Genomic DNA, 22,400 nt, shown 5'->3' with positions numbered 1-22,400 from the left:
AGAGTGAATTTTTTGTATTTGCTACTGTTAGATTAACGATTTAGAGCTATCAGTGAATCGAAAAAATAAACCAGGGTCTCCAAAATCCGAAAAATAAATCGACATTCCATATTTAATCTGATAGTGTTGATAGTTATATATCATAAATATGGGCATTAAGGGAGTAAAGGGATGATTACAGAAAAAGAAATGAAAAGGTATCGATCAGAGTTTGTTGGTCATGAGTTATTTAGGTGTTTGAATGATGTTGAACAAACCGTTTGTTTTGAACAAATTACTTTTAAACGATTTTTAAAGGGAAATGCTATTTTTGATATGAATGATAAACGTGACTTTATTTATGCTGTATTGGATGGGTTAGTCAAAATTGAACGGGGTGACCGTGCTGGTATTTTTCAAAATCACATGTACGTTACACCAAAACAATTGTTTCCAATTGGTGGGATGATGCAGAGTGAATACTATACGGTTTCAAGTCGTGCTGCTACAAGGGTAACCGTTGCTAAAATTCCGGTTGTACTTATCGAAAATTTAATTAAGACACATTACGAAGTTTCCGCTTATTTATTTGGTCAATTTGAAAACATTTTAAATTGTTCAGAGGTGTTAAGGTTAAGAACAGTATGCAGTAGTACGACAACGCGAATTACACAAGCATTACAATATTTAAGTGAAAATTTAGCAGATAAGCATGGTGAAAATAGTCGGCGAATTCCGTATGTAATTACGCATGAAGATATTGCGACAATCAGTGGGACGCGGCGTGAAACGGTTGGCCGTGTTATTCAAAAGTTAGTATTAGATGGTTATATTATTAAAGATTCAGGGATGTTAATATTTGAATCAAAATTCAATAAAATGAATAAAATTGTCTTAAATTAAGCGTATTATTTCGATCTTTTGCGATCTTTTGCTATACTAAGAATAAATACTCATTCAAAGAGGGATTCTTATGAAGAAAGAGATACGGCAAACTAAAATTGACCAGTTAATTAATAAAAAAATAATTGCAACGCAGGATGACTTGATTGCAGAATTAGAACGTGTTGGAATTAAGGCAACGCAAGCGACTATTTCAAGAGATATTCGTGAAATGAAAATTGTTAAAGCACAAGATGAACAAGGAAACTTGCGGTATGTCATTTTTAAATCAGGTAATCTTAGCGAAGAAGTACATCTATTTGAAATTATTTTTGAAGTAGTGACTAATATTACTAAAATTCAATTTATGAACGTTGTTAAAACAATTCCCAGTAATGGTAATTTGTTGGCAGCAATTATTGACGATTTTGGTTTAACTGATATTGTTGGAACCGTTGCGGGACATGATACAATTATGATTATCAGTCCAGATGAACAGGCTGCTGAACGAGTTTATGCTATTTTTACTGAACACGCTAATGTAGATAATTTAATTTAATGATTAAGGGACTAGAAAATGGACGTAAGTCATTTTTTAGTCCTTTTTAAGTTCTTAAAAATCTCATAATAAAATGGCCAGTTTACTTTTTATAATAACGCTATGGTAAAATGATAAAAAGATATTAAGATTGGTATGAGGATGACTAATGGAAACTGAAAATAGAAGAAGTGAACCTGAAAATAAAAATTGGTTTGTCGTATTATTAATTAAATTTAAAAATTGGTTCCACAAAGTATGGCATTTTTTACATGGTTGGCAATGGTTAACTATTTTTATTCTTGTAATTATTTTAGGTTCAAGTGCGTATTTAACTTATGTGGCGAAGGCAACAAATGTTAGTGGATTAAAATCTGCCTTGCAGCAATCAACAGAAATTTTTGACAAAGATGGTGATCGTGCTGGGTCGCTTTATTCTCAAAAAGGGACTTATGTGTCATTGGACAAAATTTCGCCAAATATTCAGAATGCAGTTCTTTCATCTGAGGATCGAAATTTTTACCATGAGTATGGATTTTCAATCAAAGGGATGGCCCGTGCTGCTGTTTTATTGGTTAAAAATCGATTAACGGGTAGCAGTGCAATTAGTGGTGGTGGGAGTACCATTACACAACAACTTGTTAAAAATGCTTTTTTATCACAGAAACAAACTTTTAGTCGTAAGGCAAAAGAAATATTTATTTCAGTTCAAACAGAAAATGTATATTCGAAAAAGGATATATTAGCCATGTATCTCAATAATGCGTATTTTGGTAATGGTGTTTGGGGTGTTCAAGATGCTTCGAAGAAGTACTTTGGTAAAAATGCTTCAGAGTTGACGATTAGTGAATCTGCAGTTATTGCGGGGATGTTGAGCTCACCAGGAGCTTACAATCCGATAGATCATCCTGTAGCAGCCAAGCAAAGACGAAATGTTGTCTTAGATGTTATGAATGAGAACAAAAAAATATCTAATTCCGAATTATCGAGTGCTAAACAGACAGCTATCACGCTGAAGGATACGTATGACTATCAGTCAGGATATAAATATCCATATTATTTTGATGCTGTGATTAGCGAAGCAATCAAAAACTATGGCTTAACTGAATCTGAAATCATGAATCGTGGGTATAAAATTTATACAGCGATGGATCAAACGCATCAAAAAACAATGCAAACATCGTTCAGTAATTCAGCTTTATTCCCAGAAAATGCTGATGATGGTACAAAGGCACAAGGTGGTTCAATCGCAATTAATTCAAGAACGGGTGGTGTTACGGCAATTGTTGGTGGTCGTGGCACCCATGTCTTCCGAGGGTACAATCGTGCAACACAGATTCATCGTCAACCCGGTTCTACGATGAAACCTATTGCAGTTTATATGCCTGCATTAGAGAATGGTTACTTTTATGATTCTGAATTGAAAGATAAAAAGCAGTCATATGGATCAAATAATTATTCGCCAAATAACTATGATAACCAATACTCAGGTAAAATACCGATGTATGAAGCACTCGCACTTAGTAAAAATGCGCCAGCAGTTTGGTTATTAAATAAAATTGGTGTTGATAAAGGGTATGCAGCTGTTAAAAAATTTGGGATACCCGTTAAAAGTTCTGATAAAAATCTAGATTTAGCTTTGGGTGGATTGACTACCGGAGTGTCACCGTATGAAATGGCTAGTGCCTACACCGCGTTTGCTAATGGTGGTGTGCAAAAAAAGGCTCATTTTATTACTAAAATTGTAGATGCTTCTGGTAATACGATTGCTAATCATTCAGATGATAGTGAAAATAAAGTGATGAGTAGCAAGGTTGCTAAGTCAATGACAAGTATGATGATGGGTGTTTTTGAGACTGGAGGTACCGGAGAACTTGCTGCGCCAGCTGGCTATACAATTGCTGGAAAGACGGGAAGTACTGAGGCAAAAAAAGGCTCTACAAATGGTACGAAAGATCAGTGGGTGATTGGATACACACCAGATGTTACCGTTGCAACATGGGTTGGATTTGATACAACTGATGATACTCATTACTTGAAAAATTTAAGTGGCAACGTTGTTGATTCTTTATTTAAAGATGAAATGACAGGTATTTTACCAAATACACCAAAAACAAGTTTTTCAACGAAATCTGCTGCCGTTTTGGCGAATAATACTAATTCAGATGATAATGGAACTGGGATTTTGAGTTCAGTTGAAAAGCAAACGGATAAAATAAAAAATAAATTATCTGATTCCGCTAAAAAAGCTCAAAAATGGCTTAGTGATGGCGTTAAAGGAATGTTTGGAAATTAGAACGAATCAATGCAAATTATGAATAAAAATGATACACTTATTAGGTTAATATAAACTATTATTGGAGGAAGCAGAAATGGTTGTTAATATTTATGATACAGCAAATCAAATGAGTCAAGATCTTGGTCAAACGGAAGAATATAAGGCTTTAAAATTAGCTTATACAAAAATGCAAGAGGATGAAGTTGCTTATAACTTATTTAAGGAATTTCAAACAATTCAAATGGCATTGCAACAAAAACAAATGAACGGCGAAGAAATGACAGACGAAGAACTTGAAAAAGCACATAAACTTTCAGAAAAAATTGGTGAGTTTGATGCAATTAAAGATTTAATGGACAAAGAACGTGTGTTAAGTGAAGTTATGAATGAAGTTAATTCAATTATCACAAAACCAATACAAGATTTATATCGTAATTAATTTGAATAAAAATCCTGGAGGCAAAGCAGTTTATGTTTTGTGCCAGGCTTTTTTTATAAAGGAGTGGAAAGATGAAATTTATTCATGCAGCTGATTTGCATTTGGATAGTCCTTTTGGCGGATTAAAAAATGTGCCTAATCAATTAATGGATTCAATTTATCAGTCAACGTTTAAAGCTCTGAGCAATCTTGTAGATACAGCTATCAAGGAATCAGTTGATTTCGTTTGTTTAGTTGGTGATTTATATGATTCAGACGAGATGAGTATTATGGCACAGACGACATTGATTGATCAGTGTGAACGACTTCAAAAAGCGGGGATAGCCGTTTACTTAAGTTTTGGTAATCATGACTTTTCTGATAATAGTCAAAATCATTTAGCTTTTCCGCCAAATGTAACGTTATTTACAAGTGAAGTTGAAACCGTGACCCATCTTTTAAAAAATGGCGATGAGGTGCAATTAACTGGATTTAGCTATGCGCACAGATGGGAACCTTCAAAGATAGCTGATTACCCAATACGTGGTAATGAAAAATGGCATATTGGATTAATACATGGTGCAAATGAAGGTGTGAGTTCAACTTCAGTTGAAAGTTATGCGCCATTTACGGTTAAAGAATTACTACAGAAAAATTATGATTATTGGGGATTAGGGCATATTCACGTACGACAAGTTTTAAATGAAATGCCCCCAGTTATCTATCCTGGGAATACGCAGGGCCGTCATCGTAAAGAATCAGGCGATAAGGGCTTTTATTTGGTAAGTAGTGAGGGAAGTAAATTGGTTCCTGAATTTGTTACTTCCTCTACGATTGATTGGGAGACAGTTGATGTCTCTATGGCAACTATTAACTCCTTGTCAGATGCAATTGATAAGATTGATGCCGAATGTCAAAAATTCTCTGAAGATAAAGCGTACTTAATGGTAATGCAATTAACTGATTTAGATGATTTTAGTGACTTATTATTAAATCGAATTCAAAATGGTGATTTATTGACGGCTTGGATTCAAAAACATACGCCGGATAATTATTATTGGCTTGTTAAAATAAAAATGTTAGTTAATGAAAAAGTGACTTTTGAGTCAATTGACCAAGAGTACTGGGAAGAAAGCGCAAAGCGTGTGTTTACGAACGATAAAATGACTGAGTTAGCTGATAAATTATTACAAATTCCAGAACTAAATACATACTTATTAGGGAATGGACACTTATCAGAATTACAAGAAAGTGCGAAAGTATTGCTTCGTGAAAATCAAGCAATTGAGGGCCGTAAAAATGAAAATAACTAAAGTTACGATTTATGGATTTGGAAAATGGCATGATCAAGTATTTGATTTTAGTCAAACGAATCAAGTTATTTTTGGGTTAAACGAAGCCGGTAAATCAACATTAACAACTTTTATGTTAAGTATGTTGTTTGGATTTGCCACTGCGAAAAAGAAATATCAACAGTATCTACCTAAAGATGCCTCTACATATGGCGGGGAACTAGAATTATTGGTTGATGATGTTGCTTATCGATTAACACGGACACAAGGGAAAGCCGGTGGCAAGGTAGCTATTGTCAACAGCCAGACTGGTGCAAAGGTCGCAAGTAATCAATTGCAGGAATGGTTAAAACCAGTAGATGAAAATCTGTATAATCAAGTATTTTCATTTAATCAGCAAGCATTGAATCAAGTATTTGATTTAACAAATGAAGATTTGAATGAGTACTTAACGACTATGGGTGCAGTTGGTAGTCAAGAATGGCTAGAATTGATTAAACAAATTCAAAAAAATGCAGATCATGTCTATAAACCAGCTGGTCGCGTAACTGAGTTAAATAAGGAAATTGCAGCATACAACAATTTAGTTGATAAGATAAATCATGCTAAACAGAAGTTTCCAGAATATGTTGCAACGCAGAAAAAGTTGGATCAAAATAAAGAAGCAGTTAAAGAATTACAAGTAACCCAACAAAAACTAACAAAAGACCAACAACGTTATGAACAGTTAAAACAAAATTGGTCAATTTATGCACAATCAAGAGTATTAGTGAATGAGTTAAAACAAGTTGATGGAAATGAAATGATTTCCAATGACAATTATCAAACGATGCAAAACTTGTTAGGTAAGCAAAAAGTGAATGACGAAAGATTAAAATCAATTGATCATAGTGTGGCTAGTGAGCAAGAAAATTTAGCGGCTTTAAATTTAATCAATTTTTATGAAGCGAATCAAAGTGACTTTGACACCTTGTTTACTCAGTTGTCTGAGAACCAGCAACGATTAGATAAAATGTTATTGGAGCAGGCAAACTTGAATCAGTTGTTGGCTGAACAAGAACGATTAACGATTCAATATCAAAATTCTCAAGGCATAATGCCAACAGTGTTTAGTGCAAATGATCTTAAGCAAGTTGTCGACTTAGTTAAACTTGAAGAAAGTAATAAAGCAACTTTACAAAAAATTGAGCAAAGTCAATTTGCAAAAAAACAAGATGTTTTGGCGCTAAATCAAAAAATTAATCAAGAAAATATCCCCCAAAAAAGTAAATGGTCTATGCAACAAATGATTGTAATGGGTGCAATAGATATTGCAATTGTCTTAAGTATATTGATTTTTAACCCATCAAAATTAATAGGGTGGTTAGGAACAGTTATAGCAATTGTATATACCATATATGTATTTAAACAGCATAATTCAAAAAACAAATCGAATCCAACACAGTTAACGCAATCTCAAATTGAATTGCAGACGCTTACAGCGGAGATTGATGCAACTCAATTGAAAATAAATGAATTAACAGGGCAGTTGAATCAAACAGAGGTTGAACTGACTAATTACCAAGCGCAATATGGGTTAACAGATTTTCCAAGAAATCAGTGGCTTCCAATGCAAAATGATTTAAATCGCTTAGAGTCTTTAATGAGTCAAGTTAATCAAAAATCTGCAGAGATTGATGGTCTGTCAGAGGCAATACTGACTTATTTAAATCAAGCGGATTTTGCTGATAGTTTTTTAGCTATCAATAAAAATGAGTTATCAGATGGCTTAAGTAGAATTAGGATTTTTAATAATAAATTAAAACCATTAATTGCTGAATCACAATCGATTAAAAATAAAATGAGTTATTTAGATGAGCAAAAAAAGCATGAAGATAAGATACATAATGATATTTCAAATCAAATCAATGACTTATTGACACAGTATCAGCTAACTGAAGTTGATCAGTTTGAAAAAAATTATGATTCACAAAAACAATTTATTCAAGATAAATCTAAATTGGATACTATTAATGCGCAACTACCTATGGAGGTCAGAAAAGAACTTGATACGTTTGAATCCGAGGCAAGCCTGAATGAACAATTAGCTAAATTCACAGAGCAAGCAACTCAAATTCAAAATGATATAGTGCATATAAATCAGACCATTATTGACCAAAAAACGGCGTTACAGACTTTAAAAGTAGAAGGAAATTATACAGAGTTACGCCAAAATCTGGCTGAAAAAGTAACTGTTCTGAGCGAGTTAGCAGATAAATGGTTAACTCAAAAACTCACTATTAATTGGATTAATGAAGCGTTGCAGGATTCATCAGGTGTTAGAATGCCACAAATGATTAAATTAGCCAATCATTACTTTGAATTATTAACCTTAGGGCGTTTCACACAAATAAATAATTCAATGGGATTATTAACGGTTGTTTCTTCTGATATGGTATCATTTGAAATAGGCGAATTATCGCAAGGAACAGCAGAACAGCTCTATATTGCACTTAGATTTGCCTTAGTTATGACAATTAATGAATCAGTAGAATTACCATTGATTATTGATGATGGGTTTGTTAATTTCGATAAAAACAGAAGAAATGCTGTGTTACGACTTATACGAGAAATAAGTGAGACAGTTCAAGTTATATATTTAACAGCTGATGATTCAGGATTAACTGAATTTGATAGTGATAAGATAATCGAGTTATAGGAGGATGGACATGGCACAAGAAAAGAAAATATTTGAATACAAAGTTGATGAAAATGTTGCGTTGTTTGTTTTAATTAAGAGCGCAGAAGTTAGAAATACAAAAAATAATAAGCAATTTATTGCCTTTAATTTTGAAGATAGTTCCGGTCAAATTAGTGCTAAACTTTGGGACGCGACACCTGAAGCAATTGAACAATTTCAAACAGGAAAAGTTGCCTTCATTAAAGGAAAACGAGAAGTTTACCAAAATAATCCACAGATGAAAATTTATCATATGAGATTGACTGAAGAGGGCGAACCTAATGATCCAAGTCAATTTGTTGTTAGTGCACCAATGAAAAAAGATGAAATGGAAGAAGAATTTAATAAAACCATTTTTGAAATTACAAATCCAAATTGGAATCGAATTGTGCGGTATTTGATAACTGAAAAACATGATGACTTTTTTAGCTATCCTGCTGCAAAGAAAAATCACCATGCATTTTCTGGTGGACTAGCATACCATACACTTTCGATGTTAAGACTTGCCAAATCAATCGTTGCTGAGTACGGTGATGTGATTAATGCACCTTTACTCTATTCAGGGGTTATTTTGCATGATTTAGGTAAAACAATCGAATTATCAGGACCTGTTGCGACAACCTATACTTTGGCGGGTAATTTAATCGGGCATATTGTGTTAATTGATGAAGAAATTGTTAAAGCAGCTGGTGAGTTGAAAATTAATCTTGAATCAGAAGACATGATTTTATTACGTCACGTTGTTCTTGCTCACCACGGTTTGCTCGAATATGGATCACCAGTGCAACCACATTTGATTGAAGCCGATATTTTACATCAAATTGACAATATAGATGCATCAATCCAAATGTTGAAGGGATCATTAGCTCATACAGAAGAGGGCGAATTTTCCGAACGCATTTTTGGGATGGATGGTCGTAATTTCTATAAGCCTCATCTTAATAACGATGTGCCAAATAATTAATTTTACTAAATAACACAATGGAATTTTTCCATTGTGTTATTTTTTTGCAAAAAAAAACATCAGATAAAATCTGATGTTTTAACTGAACTATTTTGAAGAAGAAGATGATAAGTAGCTTGAAAGAACATCTTTCAAATCTTTATCTTTGATTGATACGTTACCTTTTTTAAGTACTTTACCAACAATCTTTTGTAGCTTAGTTGAGTTGGCCATATTTTCAGTAACAATTTGTTCCTTTAAGTCAGAAACATGATCGGCTTTTTTACCTTTACCAGCGTTTTTAACACTTAAGATTACATCGTAACCTGAAGTTGTTTTAACGGGGGTAGTTGTGTATTTACCTTGTTTCAAGTCGAATGCAGCTTTCTTGAATTCTGATGTTAATGTTGTATCTGTATTGTTAAATGCAGCCAAAGTACCACCAGTACTTGCAGAAGTTGTATCAGTTGATTTTGATTTAGCTAATGCAGTGAATTTAGCAGTTAAATCTTTAGCATTTTTTTGCTTATCAAGTTGTTTAATGATGTTTTCTGCAGTTGCTTTATCAGCAACTTGAATACGTTGAACGGTAACATTTGGTTGGTATTCTTTCCATTGTTTGTTTACAGCAGTTGTACTTAAATCACTGTAATGTTTAACGGCAGCTTTCAAAAGTAAGTTAGAACGTAATTCTTCTTTGAAACTTGCTTTTGTCATGCTGTTTTGTGATAAAACAGATGAGAAACTTGATCCGTATTGTGCTTTATAAGTATTGTATTGTTTTGTGACAGCTTTAGTAGAAACAGAATCACCATATTGTTTTTCCAATACTTTGTTCAAAATCATTTGTTGTAAAATTGATGTACCACTTGATGTTTTCTTCAAACTATCGTAGTAAGCACTTTCTGTAACTTTACCACCTGAAGTAGTTGCGACTGTTGAGTTCCCACAACCCGCTAATGTAAATGTTAATAATACGCCGGCTAAAGCTACAAGCCATTTTTTCATAACCTAACACATCCTATTTCTTAAAATTTTTGTCTTTTCAATGAAAGATCAATAGTCTTAATATACCATAATTACGTTGTAATGAAAGTAATTGCATGAAAATTCACAAAAAAGTCAAACTTTACAAATCATTTTTTATTGGTACTGTTCTAACTTTTTAGTGATCTTATTTATGTTTGGTTGGATTTCATAGCTAAATTTATCAATACGATCATTGATAGAAGTAATAATGGGTAATGTTTGTTCAACCGTTTTATTCAGCATGTCTGTTGCATCTTGCATTTTTTTTGATGCGTTAGTTAGACGGTTAATATCTTTTTGATAATCGGAAAAATCTTCTTTTGTTTGGGCAACTTTTTCTGTCAGTCGTGTCATAAGTTCATCTTTATGCATGTAGACATAGTAGGCTGAACCACCAAGAAATGATAAAAGGGCGACGCGTTTAAACGTTTTTGACATTAATTTTCTCCAATCTTATTTTTGATTGATGTTTTGATTGTTTCAAGTTGATCTGGTGTATATTTTTTTGAATTGTCTCTGAATGACATTTTAAAAGTATCTTTTGATGTGTATCTGGGAATTAAATGAAAATGTGAATGGAAAACAGATTGGTAAGCAATCTCACCATTATTGTTAACAATATTCATCCCTTGAATATCTGGATTACTTGCTTTAATCGCAGCGGCAATCATTGGAATTTTGGCAAATACTTTACTAGCAAGTGCTTGGTCATAGTCAAAGATGTCTGCCACATGTTTTTTTGGAATGATAAGTGTGTGTCCGGGAGTTGTTTGTGAAATATCAAGGAAAGCTTTAATGTTATCATCCTCGTACACAGTGAAACTAGGAATTTCGTTAGCAACAATTTTACAAAAAATACAGTCAGTCATAAGTTTGCCTTCTTTCAAAGTTAGTTAATGCTTACATTATACATCATGAATGATAATTCATCATAATATGATATAATCAAAGGCGTAAATAAATTGTAAATGGGGAATTATTAAATGACATTAGAAGTTAAAAACTTAGTGGGCGGTTACTCTCAAATACCAGTCTTAAAAGATATTTCTTTTGAAGTTAAACCTGGAAACGTTGTTGGCTTAATCGGGTTAAATGGTGCCGGTAAATCAACGACAATTAATCATATTATTGGGTTATTAACCCCACAAAAAGGGACTATTAAATTAAATGGTGTGACATTAAGGGAAGATAGCCAAGCTTATAAATCACATTTAGCTTATATTCCTGAAACGCCGATTCTTTACGAAGAATTAACGTTAAAAGAACACATAGAGCTTTCAATGATGGCTTATGGATTGGATGAGGAAAAGGCATGGAAAAAAGCTAATAAATTACTGAAAATATTTAGACTTGATAATAAATTAGAATGGTTTCCAGCTAATTTTTCAAAAGGGATGAAGCAAAAAGTGATGATTGTCTGTGCTTTTTTAACAGAATCAGACTTTTACGTTATTGATGAGCCATTTCTTGGATTAGATCCATTAGCAATTAATGATTTACTAGAGTTAATTGTCGCTGAAAAGGAACGTGGCGCAAGTGTTTTAATGTCAACTCACGTTTTGGCTACTGCTGAAAAATATTGTGATTGGTTTATTTTATTGAATAAAGGTGAAATAAAAACGCAAGGTACAATGATTGAATTGAGAAAAGTTTATAACAAGCCTGATGCTTCTTTAGATGAAATTTATCTCGGTCTAACTAAGGATGAGGTAAGAAAATGAAAGATTTATGGATAACTCGTTTAAAAAATCACCAGTTATTACTATTAAAATATTTACGATATGTCTTAAATGATCATTTTGTTGTAGCAATCATGTTTTTTATTGGTGGACTTGGATTGGCTTATTCTAATGGCTTAAAAGTAATGCCGGTTAATTTGATTTGGTATCGACCAGCTCTAATTGTTGGTTTATTGGTGATTTTACAAATTGGTCGATTAAGTACGTTGCTAAAAGAAGCGGATGTTGTTTTCCTTTTGCCACAAGAGTATGCGTTAATTATTTATTTAAAAAAGGCAAAACGGTATTCAACAATTATGGCTAGTTTGATGCAATTAGGGTTTATTGTGTTACTTATTCCGGTTATGATCATTGGCATGCGAATTTCATTAATAAATAGCCTATTTTTAATTCTGACGCAATTATGTTTGAAAAATAATTGGCTAACAATTTCATTATTGGAAAAGTATCAAAATAACAGATTTGGTCGGCTGAATAAAGGGTTAGTTAATCTTTTGTTTCCAATTGTACTTTATAGTCTTGGTCTATATGGCAGTTTTGTTGGGAGTTTTATGATTGCTATTTTAAGCAGTTTTGTATTGCATTATTTGGCAAAAAAAGATTTCAAAGAAATTTTTGATTGGAAAAAAGCAATTAGTTTTGAAGAAAATAGAATGTTAGGAATTTATCGCTTTTTTAATTTGTTCACTGATGTCCCAATGGTCAAGGGCCAAGTTAAAAGAAGGGCCTATCTTGATTTTATTTTAAATTGGATTAAGAAGGATGATAAAAATGTTTATGCCTTCTTGTATGCAAGAGGATTTATTCGTGGGACTGAATTTAGTGGCTTGTTCATTCGGTTAACGTTAATGGGGTCATTGATTCTTGCGTTTATTTCAAATGATTGGTTAGCAATTGCATTTTTGGCTTTGTTTATTTATCTGATTGGTTTTCAATTACTTCCTTTTGCAAAGCATTATGATAACATCATTTTTACGAGATTGTATCCAAGAGGAAAAGACCATCAAATTAAGAATTTTAAAAAATTCACGCTAATTATTTTAGTGATAAGTGCTGTATTTTTAAATAGTGCACTTTATATTGGAACGGGCCAATTTTTGATGCTAGGTTATGGTATTTTGGTAAGTTTAATCGAAATAATACTGTTTACTCATTTCTACTTAGTTGTCAGAGTTAAAAAAATCCTTGACGTAGAATAAGGATGTTTGTAATATAAAACTATAAGGTCAGAGTTTAGTTGAGAAAAAGAGGTAGCAATAGGATGGATTTTAATTTGGATCCCGGTTGGCAATTGCTGCCAATTGGTGGAGATACAGGTACCGCATACATGGGTACTCGTGCGCAAGAAAAGGTGTTTTTGAAACAAAATATGTCACCTTTTTTAGCTGCATTGTCAGTTGCTGGTATTACGCCAAAATTAATTTGGACTAAACGTATTTCGAGTGGTGATACAATAACTGCGCAGGAATGGTTGAATGGTCGAAATCTTAATTCTGATGAAATGGATCAAAAAATGGTTCCTGAGTTACTGTCTAAAATTCATCGTTCAAAACAATTGAAAAATATGTTGAGTCAAGTTGGTGGGGAAGTCATAACACCAAGTGGATTGTTGGCAAATTATTTTGATGATTTGAGTGATGATTTAAAAAAAAATCCTTTGTTGGCGGACATGTTTCAACAGTTAAATGAACATCAACCTAAGTTATCAATGGACGAATATACAGTCTGTCACGGTGATTTGAACCATCGAAATTGGTTGCGGTCTGATACCAATCAATTGTATTTAGTTGATTGGGAGTCAGCAAAGATTGCTGATCCAGCCATGGATTTGAGCTTGATTATGTCGGAGTATATTCCAAATGCCCAATGGAGTGATTGGTTGAGTGAGTACCATGAGTCATTAGAGGATAATGATTTATTGAACAGAATTAATTGGTATATTATAATAGCCAACTTACAACGAATAAAAAAAGCACATGGGTTAGGCCGATTTCATGAAATGAATCAGGCACTTATCGAATTGCAAAAATACAACATGAAAATGAATTAAAAGAGAGTGGGGCTAAAACGATTAATACGTTCTAGCCCCACTTACTTTATAAAATGAAATGAGGATATCCAAATTGAGATTAAGAAATAAGGTATGGGCCGAACCATTAATTGCAGAACATCCCGAATTACTTGTGACGTCACCTAATCAATTTAAAGGTAATTGGCAATCAAGATTTGAAAAGAATCAACCCCTATTTATCGAAATTGGTATGGGCAAGGGTGGTTTTATTATGGGGATGGCTAGAAAATTTCCAGAATATAACTTTATTGGTATTGAATTACAAACGACAATTGCGGCAATTACTTTAAAAAAACAAGTTGAAGCACAAATTCCAAATTTACAATTAATTTTGGGTAATGGTGATTCAGTAACTGAATTCTTTGATGATAATGAAGTTGATGGTATTTATTTGAATTTTTCAGATCCTTGGCCAAAAACAAGACAAGCTAAACGTCGTTTGACACATAGTAGTTTTCTAAAGGGCTATGAAAAAGTTATGAAAAATGAAGGCCATCTTGAATTTAAGACGGATAATCGAGGCTTGTTTGAATATTCTTTAGTTAGTTTGAATGAGTATGGGATGTCTTATGATCAAGTTTGGCTTGATTTACATGCCAGCATAGAAGCTGAAGATAACGTTATGACTGAATATGAAGAAAAATTTAGTAAAAAAGGACAACCTATTTATAAATTAGAAGCACATTTTAAAGCACTTAAAAATCTGGAATAAGAATTCCAGATTTTTTTTGCAAAAAAACCGTTTAAAATTAAAAAGACTATGATTACTGCTTTAAATGGTAACTGAGCTACATTCTTAGCTTCTTTTATGGTAATATTATATAATATAAATTAAGAAATATTAAACGAGTTAATGGTAAAATTTGTAACCAAATTGTGAGATAAAATGAAATGGGGTTTCCTAATTATGAATGATAAAACGTTTAATTTAGTTAAAACAATGACAGAACTTCAAGCAACAAGTGGTTTTGAAAATAATGTACGTGAGGTCATGCGTGAAAAAATGACATCAAATGTGGATGAAATTGTCCAAGATGGTTTGGGGGGTATTTTTGGTATTCGTAAAAATGCGGCTGAAAATGCACCTAAAATTATGACTGCTGCGCACATGGATGAAGTTGGATTTATGCTTGCTGCAATTAATGACAATGGTTTATTTTCAGTTCGTCCACTTGGCGGATGGAACCCATTCGTTGTTTCTTCACAACGGTTTACATTAACAACACGCTCAGGTCAAACCTATCCAATTATTTCTTCTTCGGTATCACCTCATTTATTGCGTGGTGATAACCATCAAAACGCAACACCACAAATCAATGATATTCTATTTGATGGTGGTTTTGAATCTGCAGATGAAGCAAGAGAATTTGGGATTGCACCAGGTGATTACATTGTCCCAGATGTTGAAACAATTAAGACAGCTAATGGTAAAAATATCATTAGTAAGGCGTGGGATAACCGTTATGGATGTTCTGCAGTACTTGAAACACTTGAAAAATTAAAGGATACGCCATTACCAAATACTTGGTTTGCGGGTGCTAATGTTCAAGAAGAAGTTGGTTTGCGAGGAACACCAGGTGCAGTGAATATGCTGAAACCAGATTTATTTTTTGCCGTTGACTGTTCAGCAGCAAATGATATTGAAACAACCAAAGGCACATTTGGACACCTTGGTGAAGGCACCTTAATCAGAATTTACGATCCAAGATTAGTAACACTTCCTAGATTGAAAGAATTCTTGTTAGATACTGCTTCTGATAATAATATTCCTTATCAATATTTTGTTTCTCAAGGTGGGACTGATGCGGGTGCTGCTCAAATGGAAAATAATGGTATTCCAAGTTCTGTTATTGGCGTTTGTGCACGTTACATTCACACACATCAAACGATGTTTTCAATTAGAGATTACGAAGCAGCAAAAGAATTACTTGAAAAGACAATTTTAGGATTAGACCGCTCAACTGTTGATACAATCATTAGGGGGTAGTTAAATTGGAAAAATTAGAAGTTTTAGAAAAAAACAAATTTGACGAATTATTAGCAAATGGGAAGTCATTATTCTACTTTACGGCAGGTTGGTGTCCAGATTGTAATTTTATTGAACCAATGATGCCTGAGATTGAAGCAGAATACCCTGATTTTAAATTTTATAAAGTTGATCGAGACGAACAAATTGACCTTTGCCAAGAATGGGGTATTTTTGGCATTCCAAGTTTTGTTGCCTATGAAAATGGTACTGAACTTGATCGTTATGTTAATAAAGATCGTAAAACAAAAGAACAAATCGAAGCATTTATGAACAAACTAAACTAATTGGGGTGATGGTCATGTTTGAGCAAGTTTATAAAAAAGTAATGGTTGGAATTGATGGTAGTGTTCAGTCTGAACGTGCATTTAATCAAGCAGTTGACAGTACTTTAAAAAATGAAGCAAGTTTGTTAATTGTGCACGTCGTTGAACACAGTATTGATAATACCTTTTCGGAAGATGAAGATGATGTTACGACGGAAGTTGAACGTTTGAATGAGACATTAGCTGACTACAAGCAAGTTGCATTAGACAAGGGCGTTAAAAACGTTGAAACTGTTTTGGCTTATGGGTCTCCTAAGGTATTATTGAGCCGTGAAATACCAGAAGAAAAACACGTTGATTTAATCATGGTTGGTCAAACTGGGGCCAATGTTGTTGAACGATTTGTAAATGGGTCAACAACAGCTGCAATTCTTAGAAATGCACCATGTGATGTTTTAGTCATCAGCGATGATAAGAAGGGAACTAAAAAATAAACATGTTGATAGCAAGTTATAACTTAAAAAATGTTGGCGATACATTAATGGTCGTCTTACGTGAAGATGCAGAAAAACAAAATTCAGAATTAAAAAACAATGTTGTTCGTATTTTTAATGAGAAATCGAATGAAACGTTAGGCTTTAATTTTTTAGAAATTTCTAAAGAATTACCTGATTTGTTAGGTAATGGACAAGTCTTTTTAAATGAAAATCAAGTAGATAAGTTGAACGAGCTTATCAGTGCTGCTGGGTTTGATGATGTTCTTATCATTGATGATGATCCTAAATTTGTTGTTGGATATGTAGCGGAATCTATTGAACATCCTGATTCAGATCATTTACATGTGACAAAAATTCAGGTTAATAATAATCAAATGTTGGATATCGTTTGTGGGGCACCTAATATTGAACAGGGACAATTAGTAGTAGTCGCAAAAGTTGGTGCAATGATGCCAACTGGGGCCATTATTTGGCCAGGCAAATTACGTGGTATTGACAGTTATGGGATGGTTAGTTCAGCACAAGAATTAGGGATTCCTAATGCCCCAACTGCACATGGTATTTTGGTTTTAGATGAAAAAACGAATCATGTTGGTGATGCTTTTGATTTTGAAAAAGCAGCTAAATTATTCGCATAATATAGATTTAAAAAAACTAATTGCGGTTATTAGCAATTAGTTTTTTACATAGTTAGGATGAATTTAATGGAGCGTTACGATGGACCCGCGTTTTATAAAAAAACGATAAAAAAAGAAGAAAATGTGCCTCGTCGTAATGATCATTTTGCACGAAAAGGAATTGAGACTAGTAGTCAAAATGAAAGTTCGCAAATGAATCATTATTCTCGAGGATTTAAGCCAAAACAAATACCCGCATTTTTAACGAGTAAAAAACATAATAAGAGTGTTGAGTATCGTCAGCTTTTAGTGCAATTAACTAAGGCAAAGGATACTTATTTGTTATTTGACAAACAGGATACTAGTTACTTTGTTGAAGCAGAGATTGAAGAGCCAAAAACAGAGTCCACTAAACCAATCCATATTGCAGATCCAGTAGTTGAGGATAAAGTAATACCAGAAATGCCATCCGTTTTAGCTGAAACAGTGGCAGAAAAGCCAGTACAACATGATAGCATTGAAAAAATTAATCAAGAGCCAAGAAAGATGGTTGTTAATAACAAACATGCATTAGCTCGTGGTTTGTTTGAAATTTCAAATTCTGAAAATGAAGCTCAAAAAGAGTTATCTGTTTTTAAAGATAAACCTGAAGTTTCGTCACGAGAAGAGCTTGCATCTGTTGATAAGAATCATCAAACTAATGAAGAAGTACAAGAAGTACAAGAAGTACAAGAAGTACAAGAAGTACAAGAAGTACAAGAAGTACAAGAAGTACAAGAAGTACAAGAAGTACAAGAAGTACAAGAAGTACAAGAAGTACAAGAAGTACAAGACAGTTATTACGATGACCAATCTGATGAAGAAATTGCCATTGCGGATGCAACCTACCAATTTCCATCGCTTGATTTATTGCCAGATCCTATTTTAGAGAATGCTGGTGAATTGGATGATTGGGTTCTTTCTCAAATTGACGTGTTGAATAATACGTTAGAAGCTTTTCATGTTAATGCAGAAGTTGATGGTTGGACAGTTGGACCAACGGTGACACAATTCGAAGTATCATTGGCTGCTGGTGTTAAGGTAAGCAAGATTACTAATCTTGTCGATGATTTAAAATTAGCCTTAGCGGCAAAAGATATTCGTGTGGAAGCACCAATTCCTGGTCGTAGTAGTGTCGGAATTGAAATTCCTAATTTAAAATCAAGACCTGTCCTACTTTCAGAGGTATTAAGGTCGCCTGTATTTATGGAAAATAAATCACCATTAACAGTTGCATTAGGTGTTGATTTATTTGGTGAAGCACAAGTAACTAATTTACAAAAAATGCCACATGGCTTGATTGCTGGGGCTACAGGTTCTGGTAAATCAGTCTTTATCAATAGTTTACTAGTCTCTATTTTATATAAAGCGACGCCAAATGAAGTTAAGTTGCTATTGATTGATCCTAAAGCTGTTGAATTGGCACCATACCATGATATTCCACATTTATTGGCGCCAGTTATTTCAGATGCTAAAGCGGCTTCTGCGGCTTTAAAATGGGCTGTTGATGAAATGGAAGAACGTTATCAGAAATTAGCTGCAGCTGGAGCTAAGAATATTGGTAACTTTAATCAAAAAGCAGAAGTAAATGGTGATTTTAGCTTAAAAATGCCATATATTTTAATTATTATTGATGAATTGGCAGACTTAATGATGGTTGCTTCAAATGAAGTTCAAGATTATATTGCTAGAATTACGCAAAAGGCTAGAGCTGCAGGGATTCATTTAATTCTAGCAACACAACGCCCAAGTGTCGATGTTGTGACAGGAACCATTAAAAATAACATTCCGACTCGAATTGCGTTCATGGTATCAAGTCAAATTGATTCGAGAACAATTTTGGATACGGCGGGTGCTGAAAAGTTACTTGGCCGAGGCGATATGTTGTACCTCGGTAATGGGTCAAGCCAGGCTGTTAGGTTACAAGGAACCTATATCGAAGATGAGGTTGATTTGATTACTGACTTTGTTAGAACACAAGGAAAGCCAAGATATGCGTTTAATCCAGATGGATTGAAGAAAATGGCAGATCAGAATGAGCAACAAGACGATTTATTACCAGGTGTTTTAGATTTTATTGCACATGAACAGACTATTTCCACTTCTAAATTACAACGCGTCTTTTCGATTGGTTATAATAGAGCTGCAAATATTATTGATGAACTTGAAAATCATCATCATGTTTCACATGCTAAAGGGTCTAAACCCCGAGATGTGTATTTGACTGAAGATGAATTAAGACGAATGAGAGCAGAATTTTAATGACATTCTGAATATATTACCTTATTTTGAGTTTAGTTTATGGTAAAATTATAGAGAATGCTGTCAGAAAAGAGGATAATTATGAATAATCAAAAGGTATATTACTTTGTAGGAATAAAAGGCTCAGGGATGAGTTCTTTAGCATTAATTTTACATGACAAAGGATTCAACGTTGAAGGATCTGATATCGATCAGTACACGTTTACACAACGTGGATTGGAATTAGCTGGTATTAAGGTTTATTCATTTGATGAAAAAAATATTCATGAAGGGTTAACTGTAATTGCGGGAAATGCATTTACTGCTGACCATCCTGAAATAAAAAAAGCCCGTGAAATGGGCTTAGATGTTGTTAGTTATCCTGAGATGGTCAGTCGTTTGATGGAAGGCTACACAAGTATCGGAGTAGCTGGTTCTCATGGTAAAACAAGTACAACTGGACTTCTTGCTCATGTCTTGAGTGGAATCGCACCAACGAGCTACTTAATTGGTGATGGTACTGGTAAGGGGAAACCTGATGCAAGATTTTTTGTCTATGAAGCTGATGAATACCGTCGCCATTTTGTTGCGTATCACCCAGACTATTCAATTATGACGAATATTGATTTTGATCATCCAGATTATTTTACTGGCATTGATGATGTTTTTGATGCTTTCGAAACGGTTGCCAAACAAACTAAAAAAGGTATTTTTGCTTGGGGGGATGATCCTTTACTCCGTAAAATCAAAGCTGATGTTCCAATTTATTATTATGGAACAAAGGAAGCTGATGATTTCCAAGCTCGTGATATTAAACGAACGACTAAAGGGTCTGAATTTGATGTCTTTTATCATGATGAAGCATTAGGTCACTACAATATTCCTATATTTGGTGAACATAATATTTTAAATAGTTTAGCTGTTATTGCTGTCGCTCATTTTGAAAAAGTTGATTTAGAAGAAATTGCTAATGAATTGTTAAGCTTCAAAGGGGTTAAACGCCGATTCAGTGAAAAATATATTGGTGATATGACGATTATTGATGATTATGCGCATCATCCATCAGAAATTAAAGCAACAATTGATGCTGCTCGTCAAAAATATCCAGATAAAGAATTAATTGCTGTTTTCCAACCACATACGTTCAGTAGAACAATTGCATTGATGGATGACTTTGCGGTTAGTTTAAATCTTGCCGATAAAGTATATTTAACGGATATTTTTAGTTCTGCTCGTGAAACGTCAGGTAATGTTTCGAGTGAAGATCTTGGCGCAAAAATTGTTAAGGGTGGCGAGATTATTAAACTTGATAATCTTTCACCATTGCTTGATTATAGCAATGCAGTTGTTATTTTCATGGGTGCCGGAGACGTTCAAAAATATGAATATGCGTATGAAGATTTATTAAGTAATTTAAGTTTTAAAAATAATTAATTGTTAGGAAAGAAATGACGTAAAAGTCATTTCTTTTTTATTAGTTAATTCTTTTTAAAGAAAAGTAAAATGGCTTGATAATCTTAAATAATTTGATACACTGGTGCTTATACGAAATGGTAAATAAAGGAGCTAACAGTATGGCAAATGTCGGTAAATTAATTAATGAAATTGTTGAGGGCGATAAACTAACCGTGACTGAACGGATTATTAACCGCGATATTATGATTTATTTAGGATTAACCAATGATACGAATCCTTTATATACGCAAAAAGATTATGTTGAGCGTGCTGATTTTGAAACAATTCTTGCGCCTCCGGTATTAGTAATTGGTATTATAACAAGTTCAATTTCTAAGTTATTTCCGGGCCCAGGTAGTCAAATTGTGAACATTTCAACGAATTTTATATTACCAATTTATCAAAATCAAAATATTACATTTAAGTTTGAAATTATTCGTGTAGATGAAATGAAGGAAGTTATAACTATTTCTGTTGAAGCAGCGAATAAAGAAAATGAAAGAGTTTTGGATGCGTTAATTATGGTTAAACCACCCAAAATTTCTTAATTAATAGGAGGAAAATGAGATGGATAATCAGAATAGAGTTATTATTAATGAAAAAGATGGATTAAACAATTTCTTATCAAAATTATATGGTTATATGGCATTAGCCGTTGGCGTTTCAGCTATTACCGCATTTTTAGTTTTGACGGTCTTCCAACAATCAGTTTTCGGATTTATGTCAGCACATTCATGGTCAATTTGGGTACTCTTTATCGTTCAATTGGTTGTTGTTTTAAATATTAACGTCAAAGCATCACGGGCGCCATTTGTTACATTTGCGTTATTGATGGGTTATTCAGTACTTGAGGGAGTAACGCTGTCGCTGATTATATCAATGTATTCAGCTGGCAATATTATTGCTGCGTTTGCCGCAAGTTCAGCTGTTTTTATAACAATGACAATTTTGGGTAATGTTACTAAACGAGATTTAACTAAAATAGGGACACAAGCTTTAGCTGCTTTAGTTGGATTAATTGTTGCTTCATTTGTAAACTTGTTCTTACAAAGTGAGCTTATTAATTACGTATTTTCATATATTGCTGTTATTATTTTCACCATTTTAACAGCTTGGGATACACAAAAATTAAGACAAGTCTTTTTACAACGTGATAGCAATATTTCGGTTTCTAACCTAGCTATGACGGGTGCTTTGATGTTATATCTTGATTTCATTAATTTATTTATTTCGTTCTTACAAATTTTTGGTTATGGTGGTAGAGATTAAATATTAAATGAACAAAATAAGTTGGTTAAACCCCTAAGTTAGGCATTTGATAACTTAGGGGTTTTTATTACTTATTGAGTTATTGTGTGATTCATTATTAAT

The 22,400-nt window shown here is 33.4% G+C and carries 22 protein-coding genes; 19 read left to right on the top strand and 3 right to left on the bottom strand.

Going from position 1 to position 22,400, the window contains the following annotated elements; genetic code table 11:
• The first annotated feature begins 171 nt into the window (after positions 1 to 171).
• The 7 genes from ACVQ8P_RS04215 to ACVQ8P_RS04185 all read left to right on the top strand — a co-directional run bounded on the left by ACVQ8P_RS04215 (position 172) and on the right by ACVQ8P_RS04185 (position 9,070).
• Positions 172 to 882, top strand: a complete 711-nt coding sequence (locus ACVQ8P_RS04215) for a Crp/Fnr family transcriptional regulator (protein WP_462297712.1) — start codon at positions 172 to 174, stop codon at positions 880 to 882.
• 70 nt (positions 883 to 952) lie between these two features.
• Complete coding sequence (locus tag ACVQ8P_RS04210; RefSeq protein WP_462297711.1) at positions 953 to 1,420, top strand: arginine repressor; 468 nt, start codon at positions 953 to 955, stop codon at positions 1,418 to 1,420.
• A gap of 148 nt (positions 1,421 to 1,568) precedes the next feature.
• Positions 1,569 to 3,695, top strand: coding sequence for a PBP1A family penicillin-binding protein (locus tag ACVQ8P_RS04205; protein WP_462297710.1), 2,127 nt, complete (start codon positions 1,569 to 1,571; stop codon positions 3,693 to 3,695).
• A gap of 76 nt (positions 3,696 to 3,771) precedes the next feature.
• Positions 3,772 to 4,116, top strand: a complete 345-nt coding sequence (locus ACVQ8P_RS04200) for a YlbF/YmcA family competence regulator (RefSeq protein WP_462297708.1) — start codon at positions 3,772 to 3,774, stop codon at positions 4,114 to 4,116.
• A 71-nt stretch (positions 4,117 to 4,187) separates the two neighbouring features.
• On the top strand, positions 4,188 to 5,408 hold the full coding sequence (locus ACVQ8P_RS04195) for a metallophosphoesterase family protein (RefSeq protein WP_462297707.1): 1,221 nt from the start codon (positions 4,188 to 4,190) through the stop codon (positions 5,406 to 5,408).
• Positions 5,395 to 8,085: an ATP-binding protein gene (locus tag ACVQ8P_RS04190; RefSeq protein ID WP_462297706.1), complete on the top strand. Its 2,691-nt coding sequence runs from the start codon at positions 5,395 to 5,397 to the stop codon at positions 8,083 to 8,085. Before ACVQ8P_RS04195 ends, ACVQ8P_RS04190 begins: the two co-directional genes overlap by 14 nt.
• Before the next feature lie 10 nt (positions 8,086 to 8,095).
• On the top strand, positions 8,096 to 9,070 hold the full coding sequence (locus ACVQ8P_RS04185; protein ID WP_462297705.1) for a 3'-5' exoribonuclease YhaM family protein: 975 nt from the start codon (positions 8,096 to 8,098) through the stop codon (positions 9,068 to 9,070).
• A gap of 87 nt (positions 9,071 to 9,157) precedes the next feature.
• Here ACVQ8P_RS04185 and ACVQ8P_RS04180 read toward each other — a convergent pair whose 3' ends face one another.
• The 3 genes from ACVQ8P_RS04180 to ACVQ8P_RS04170 all read right to left on the bottom strand — a co-directional run bounded on the left by ACVQ8P_RS04180 (position 9,158) and on the right by ACVQ8P_RS04170 (position 10,947).
• Positions 9,158 to 10,057: a peptidylprolyl isomerase gene (locus ACVQ8P_RS04180; protein ID WP_462297704.1), complete on the bottom strand. Its 900-nt coding sequence runs from the start codon at positions 10,055 to 10,057 to the stop codon at positions 9,158 to 9,160.
• A gap of 135 nt (positions 10,058 to 10,192) precedes the next feature.
• Positions 10,193 to 10,516: a hypothetical protein gene (locus ACVQ8P_RS04175; protein WP_462297702.1), complete on the bottom strand. Its 324-nt coding sequence runs from the start codon at positions 10,514 to 10,516 to the stop codon at positions 10,193 to 10,195.
• Positions 10,516 to 10,947, bottom strand: coding sequence for an HIT family protein (locus ACVQ8P_RS04170; protein WP_462297701.1), 432 nt, complete (start codon positions 10,945 to 10,947; stop codon positions 10,516 to 10,518). The genes ACVQ8P_RS04175 and ACVQ8P_RS04170 overlap by 1 nt, the downstream gene beginning before the upstream one ends.
• Before the next feature lie 114 nt (positions 10,948 to 11,061).
• On the opposite strand from ACVQ8P_RS04170, the gene ACVQ8P_RS04165 reads away from it, so the two are divergent.
• The 12 genes from ACVQ8P_RS04165 (at position 11,062) to ACVQ8P_RS04110 (ending at position 22,298) form a co-directional block, all read left to right on the top strand.
• Entirely contained in the window at positions 11,062 to 11,799 is a 738-nt protein-coding gene (locus tag ACVQ8P_RS04165) for an ABC transporter ATP-binding protein (protein WP_462297700.1), read from the top strand.
• On the top strand, positions 11,796 to 13,016 hold the full coding sequence (locus tag ACVQ8P_RS04160; RefSeq protein WP_462297699.1) for an ABC transporter permease: 1,221 nt from the start codon (positions 11,796 to 11,798) through the stop codon (positions 13,014 to 13,016). The genes ACVQ8P_RS04165 and ACVQ8P_RS04160 overlap by 4 nt, the downstream gene beginning before the upstream one ends.
• Positions 13,017 to 13,078: 62 nt before the next feature.
• Positions 13,079 to 13,867, top strand: a complete 789-nt coding sequence (locus ACVQ8P_RS04155) for a phosphotransferase family protein (RefSeq protein ID WP_462297698.1) — start codon at positions 13,079 to 13,081, stop codon at positions 13,865 to 13,867.
• 73 nt (positions 13,868 to 13,940) lie between these two features.
• Positions 13,941 to 14,600, top strand: coding sequence for a tRNA (guanosine(46)-N7)-methyltransferase TrmB (trmB, locus tag ACVQ8P_RS04150; protein ID WP_462297697.1), 660 nt, complete (start codon positions 13,941 to 13,943; stop codon positions 14,598 to 14,600).
• A 195-nt stretch (positions 14,601 to 14,795) separates the two neighbouring features.
• Positions 14,796 to 15,875, top strand: a complete 1,080-nt coding sequence (gene pepA / locus ACVQ8P_RS04145; RefSeq protein WP_462297696.1) for a glutamyl aminopeptidase — start codon at positions 14,796 to 14,798, stop codon at positions 15,873 to 15,875.
• 5 nt (positions 15,876 to 15,880) lie between these two features.
• On the top strand, positions 15,881 to 16,201 hold the full coding sequence (locus tag ACVQ8P_RS04140) for a thioredoxin family protein (protein ID WP_462297695.1): 321 nt from the start codon (positions 15,881 to 15,883) through the stop codon (positions 16,199 to 16,201).
• A gap of 14 nt (positions 16,202 to 16,215) precedes the next feature.
• Entirely contained in the window at positions 16,216 to 16,674 is a 459-nt protein-coding gene (locus ACVQ8P_RS04135; protein ID WP_462297694.1) for a universal stress protein, read from the top strand.
• Positions 16,675 to 16,676: 2 nt separating this feature from the next.
• Positions 16,677 to 17,315: a YtpR family tRNA-binding protein gene (gene ytpR, locus ACVQ8P_RS04130; RefSeq protein ID WP_462297693.1), complete on the top strand. Its 639-nt coding sequence runs from the start codon at positions 16,677 to 16,679 to the stop codon at positions 17,313 to 17,315.
• A gap of 66 nt (positions 17,316 to 17,381) precedes the next feature.
• Positions 17,382 to 19,595: a DNA translocase FtsK gene (locus ACVQ8P_RS04125; protein WP_462297692.1), complete on the top strand. Its 2,214-nt coding sequence runs from the start codon at positions 17,382 to 17,384 to the stop codon at positions 19,593 to 19,595.
• A gap of 81 nt (positions 19,596 to 19,676) precedes the next feature.
• Positions 19,677 to 21,008, top strand: a complete 1,332-nt coding sequence (gene murC / locus ACVQ8P_RS04120) for a UDP-N-acetylmuramate--L-alanine ligase (RefSeq protein ID WP_462297691.1) — start codon at positions 19,677 to 19,679, stop codon at positions 21,006 to 21,008.
• A gap of 140 nt (positions 21,009 to 21,148) precedes the next feature.
• Positions 21,149 to 21,577: a MaoC/PaaZ C-terminal domain-containing protein gene (locus ACVQ8P_RS04115; protein ID WP_462297690.1), complete on the top strand. Its 429-nt coding sequence runs from the start codon at positions 21,149 to 21,151 to the stop codon at positions 21,575 to 21,577.
• Between the two features lie 19 nt (positions 21,578 to 21,596).
• Complete coding sequence (locus ACVQ8P_RS04110) at positions 21,597 to 22,298, top strand: Bax inhibitor-1/YccA family protein (protein WP_462297689.1); 702 nt, start codon at positions 21,597 to 21,599, stop codon at positions 22,296 to 22,298.
• The last annotated feature ends 102 nt before the right edge of the window (positions 22,299 to 22,400 follow it).

Source organism: Dellaglioa sp. BT-FLS60 (assembly GCF_054941065.1).
Note: the sequence above shows the minus strand (reverse complement) of the source record. Positions and strands in the feature narration are given on the sequence as shown.

What these genes read in the sequence shown, in the direction of transcription:
- ACVQ8P_RS04160 (WP_462297699.1), top strand. Translation starts at nt 11,796, where the DNA reads ATGAAAGATTTATGGATAACTCGTTTAAAAAATCACCAGTTATTACTA.
- ACVQ8P_RS04115 (WP_462297690.1), top strand. Translation starts at nt 21,149, where the DNA reads ATGGCAAATGTCGGTAAATTAATTAATGAAATTGTTGAGGGCGATAAA.
- ACVQ8P_RS04215 (WP_462297712.1), top strand. Translation starts at nt 172, where the DNA reads ATGATTACAGAAAAAGAAATGAAAAGGTATCGATCAGAGTTTGTTGGT.
- ACVQ8P_RS04185 (WP_462297705.1), top strand. Translation starts at nt 8,096, where the DNA reads ATGGCACAAGAAAAGAAAATATTTGAATACAAAGTTGATGAAAATGTT.
- ACVQ8P_RS04200 (WP_462297708.1), top strand. Translation starts at nt 3,772, where the DNA reads ATGGTTGTTAATATTTATGATACAGCAAATCAAATGAGTCAAGATCTT.
- ACVQ8P_RS04210 (WP_462297711.1), top strand. Translation starts at nt 953, where the DNA reads ATGAAGAAAGAGATACGGCAAACTAAAATTGACCAGTTAATTAATAAA.
- murC (WP_462297691.1), top strand. Translation starts at nt 19,677, where the DNA reads ATGAATAATCAAAAGGTATATTACTTTGTAGGAATAAAAGGCTCAGGG.
- ACVQ8P_RS04125 (WP_462297692.1), top strand. Translation starts at nt 17,382, where the DNA reads ATGGAGCGTTACGATGGACCCGCGTTTTATAAAAAAACGATAAAAAAA.
- ACVQ8P_RS04205 (WP_462297710.1), top strand. Translation starts at nt 1,569, where the DNA reads ATGGAAACTGAAAATAGAAGAAGTGAACCTGAAAATAAAAATTGGTTT.
- ACVQ8P_RS04110 (WP_462297689.1), top strand. Translation starts at nt 21,597, where the DNA reads ATGGATAATCAGAATAGAGTTATTATTAATGAAAAAGATGGATTAAAC.
- ACVQ8P_RS04170 (WP_462297701.1), bottom strand. Translation starts at nt 10,947, where the DNA reads ATGACTGACTGTATTTTTTGTAAAATTGTTGCTAACGAAATTCCTAGT.
- ACVQ8P_RS04195 (WP_462297707.1), top strand. Translation starts at nt 4,188, where the DNA reads ATGAAATTTATTCATGCAGCTGATTTGCATTTGGATAGTCCTTTTGGC.
- ACVQ8P_RS04175 (WP_462297702.1), bottom strand. Translation starts at nt 10,516, where the DNA reads ATGTCAAAAACGTTTAAACGCGTCGCCCTTTTATCATTTCTTGGTGGT.
- ACVQ8P_RS04190 (WP_462297706.1), top strand. Translation starts at nt 5,395, where the DNA reads ATGAAAATAACTAAAGTTACGATTTATGGATTTGGAAAATGGCATGAT.
- pepA (WP_462297696.1), top strand. Translation starts at nt 14,796, where the DNA reads ATGAATGATAAAACGTTTAATTTAGTTAAAACAATGACAGAACTTCAA.
- ytpR (WP_462297693.1), top strand. Translation starts at nt 16,677, where the DNA reads ATGTTGATAGCAAGTTATAACTTAAAAAATGTTGGCGATACATTAATG.
- ACVQ8P_RS04135 (WP_462297694.1), top strand. Translation starts at nt 16,216, where the DNA reads ATGTTTGAGCAAGTTTATAAAAAAGTAATGGTTGGAATTGATGGTAGT.
- ACVQ8P_RS04180 (WP_462297704.1), bottom strand. Translation starts at nt 10,057, where the DNA reads ATGAAAAAATGGCTTGTAGCTTTAGCCGGCGTATTATTAACATTTACA.
- ACVQ8P_RS04155 (WP_462297698.1), top strand. Translation starts at nt 13,079, where the DNA reads ATGGATTTTAATTTGGATCCCGGTTGGCAATTGCTGCCAATTGGTGGA.
- ACVQ8P_RS04165 (WP_462297700.1), top strand. Translation starts at nt 11,062, where the DNA reads ATGACATTAGAAGTTAAAAACTTAGTGGGCGGTTACTCTCAAATACCA.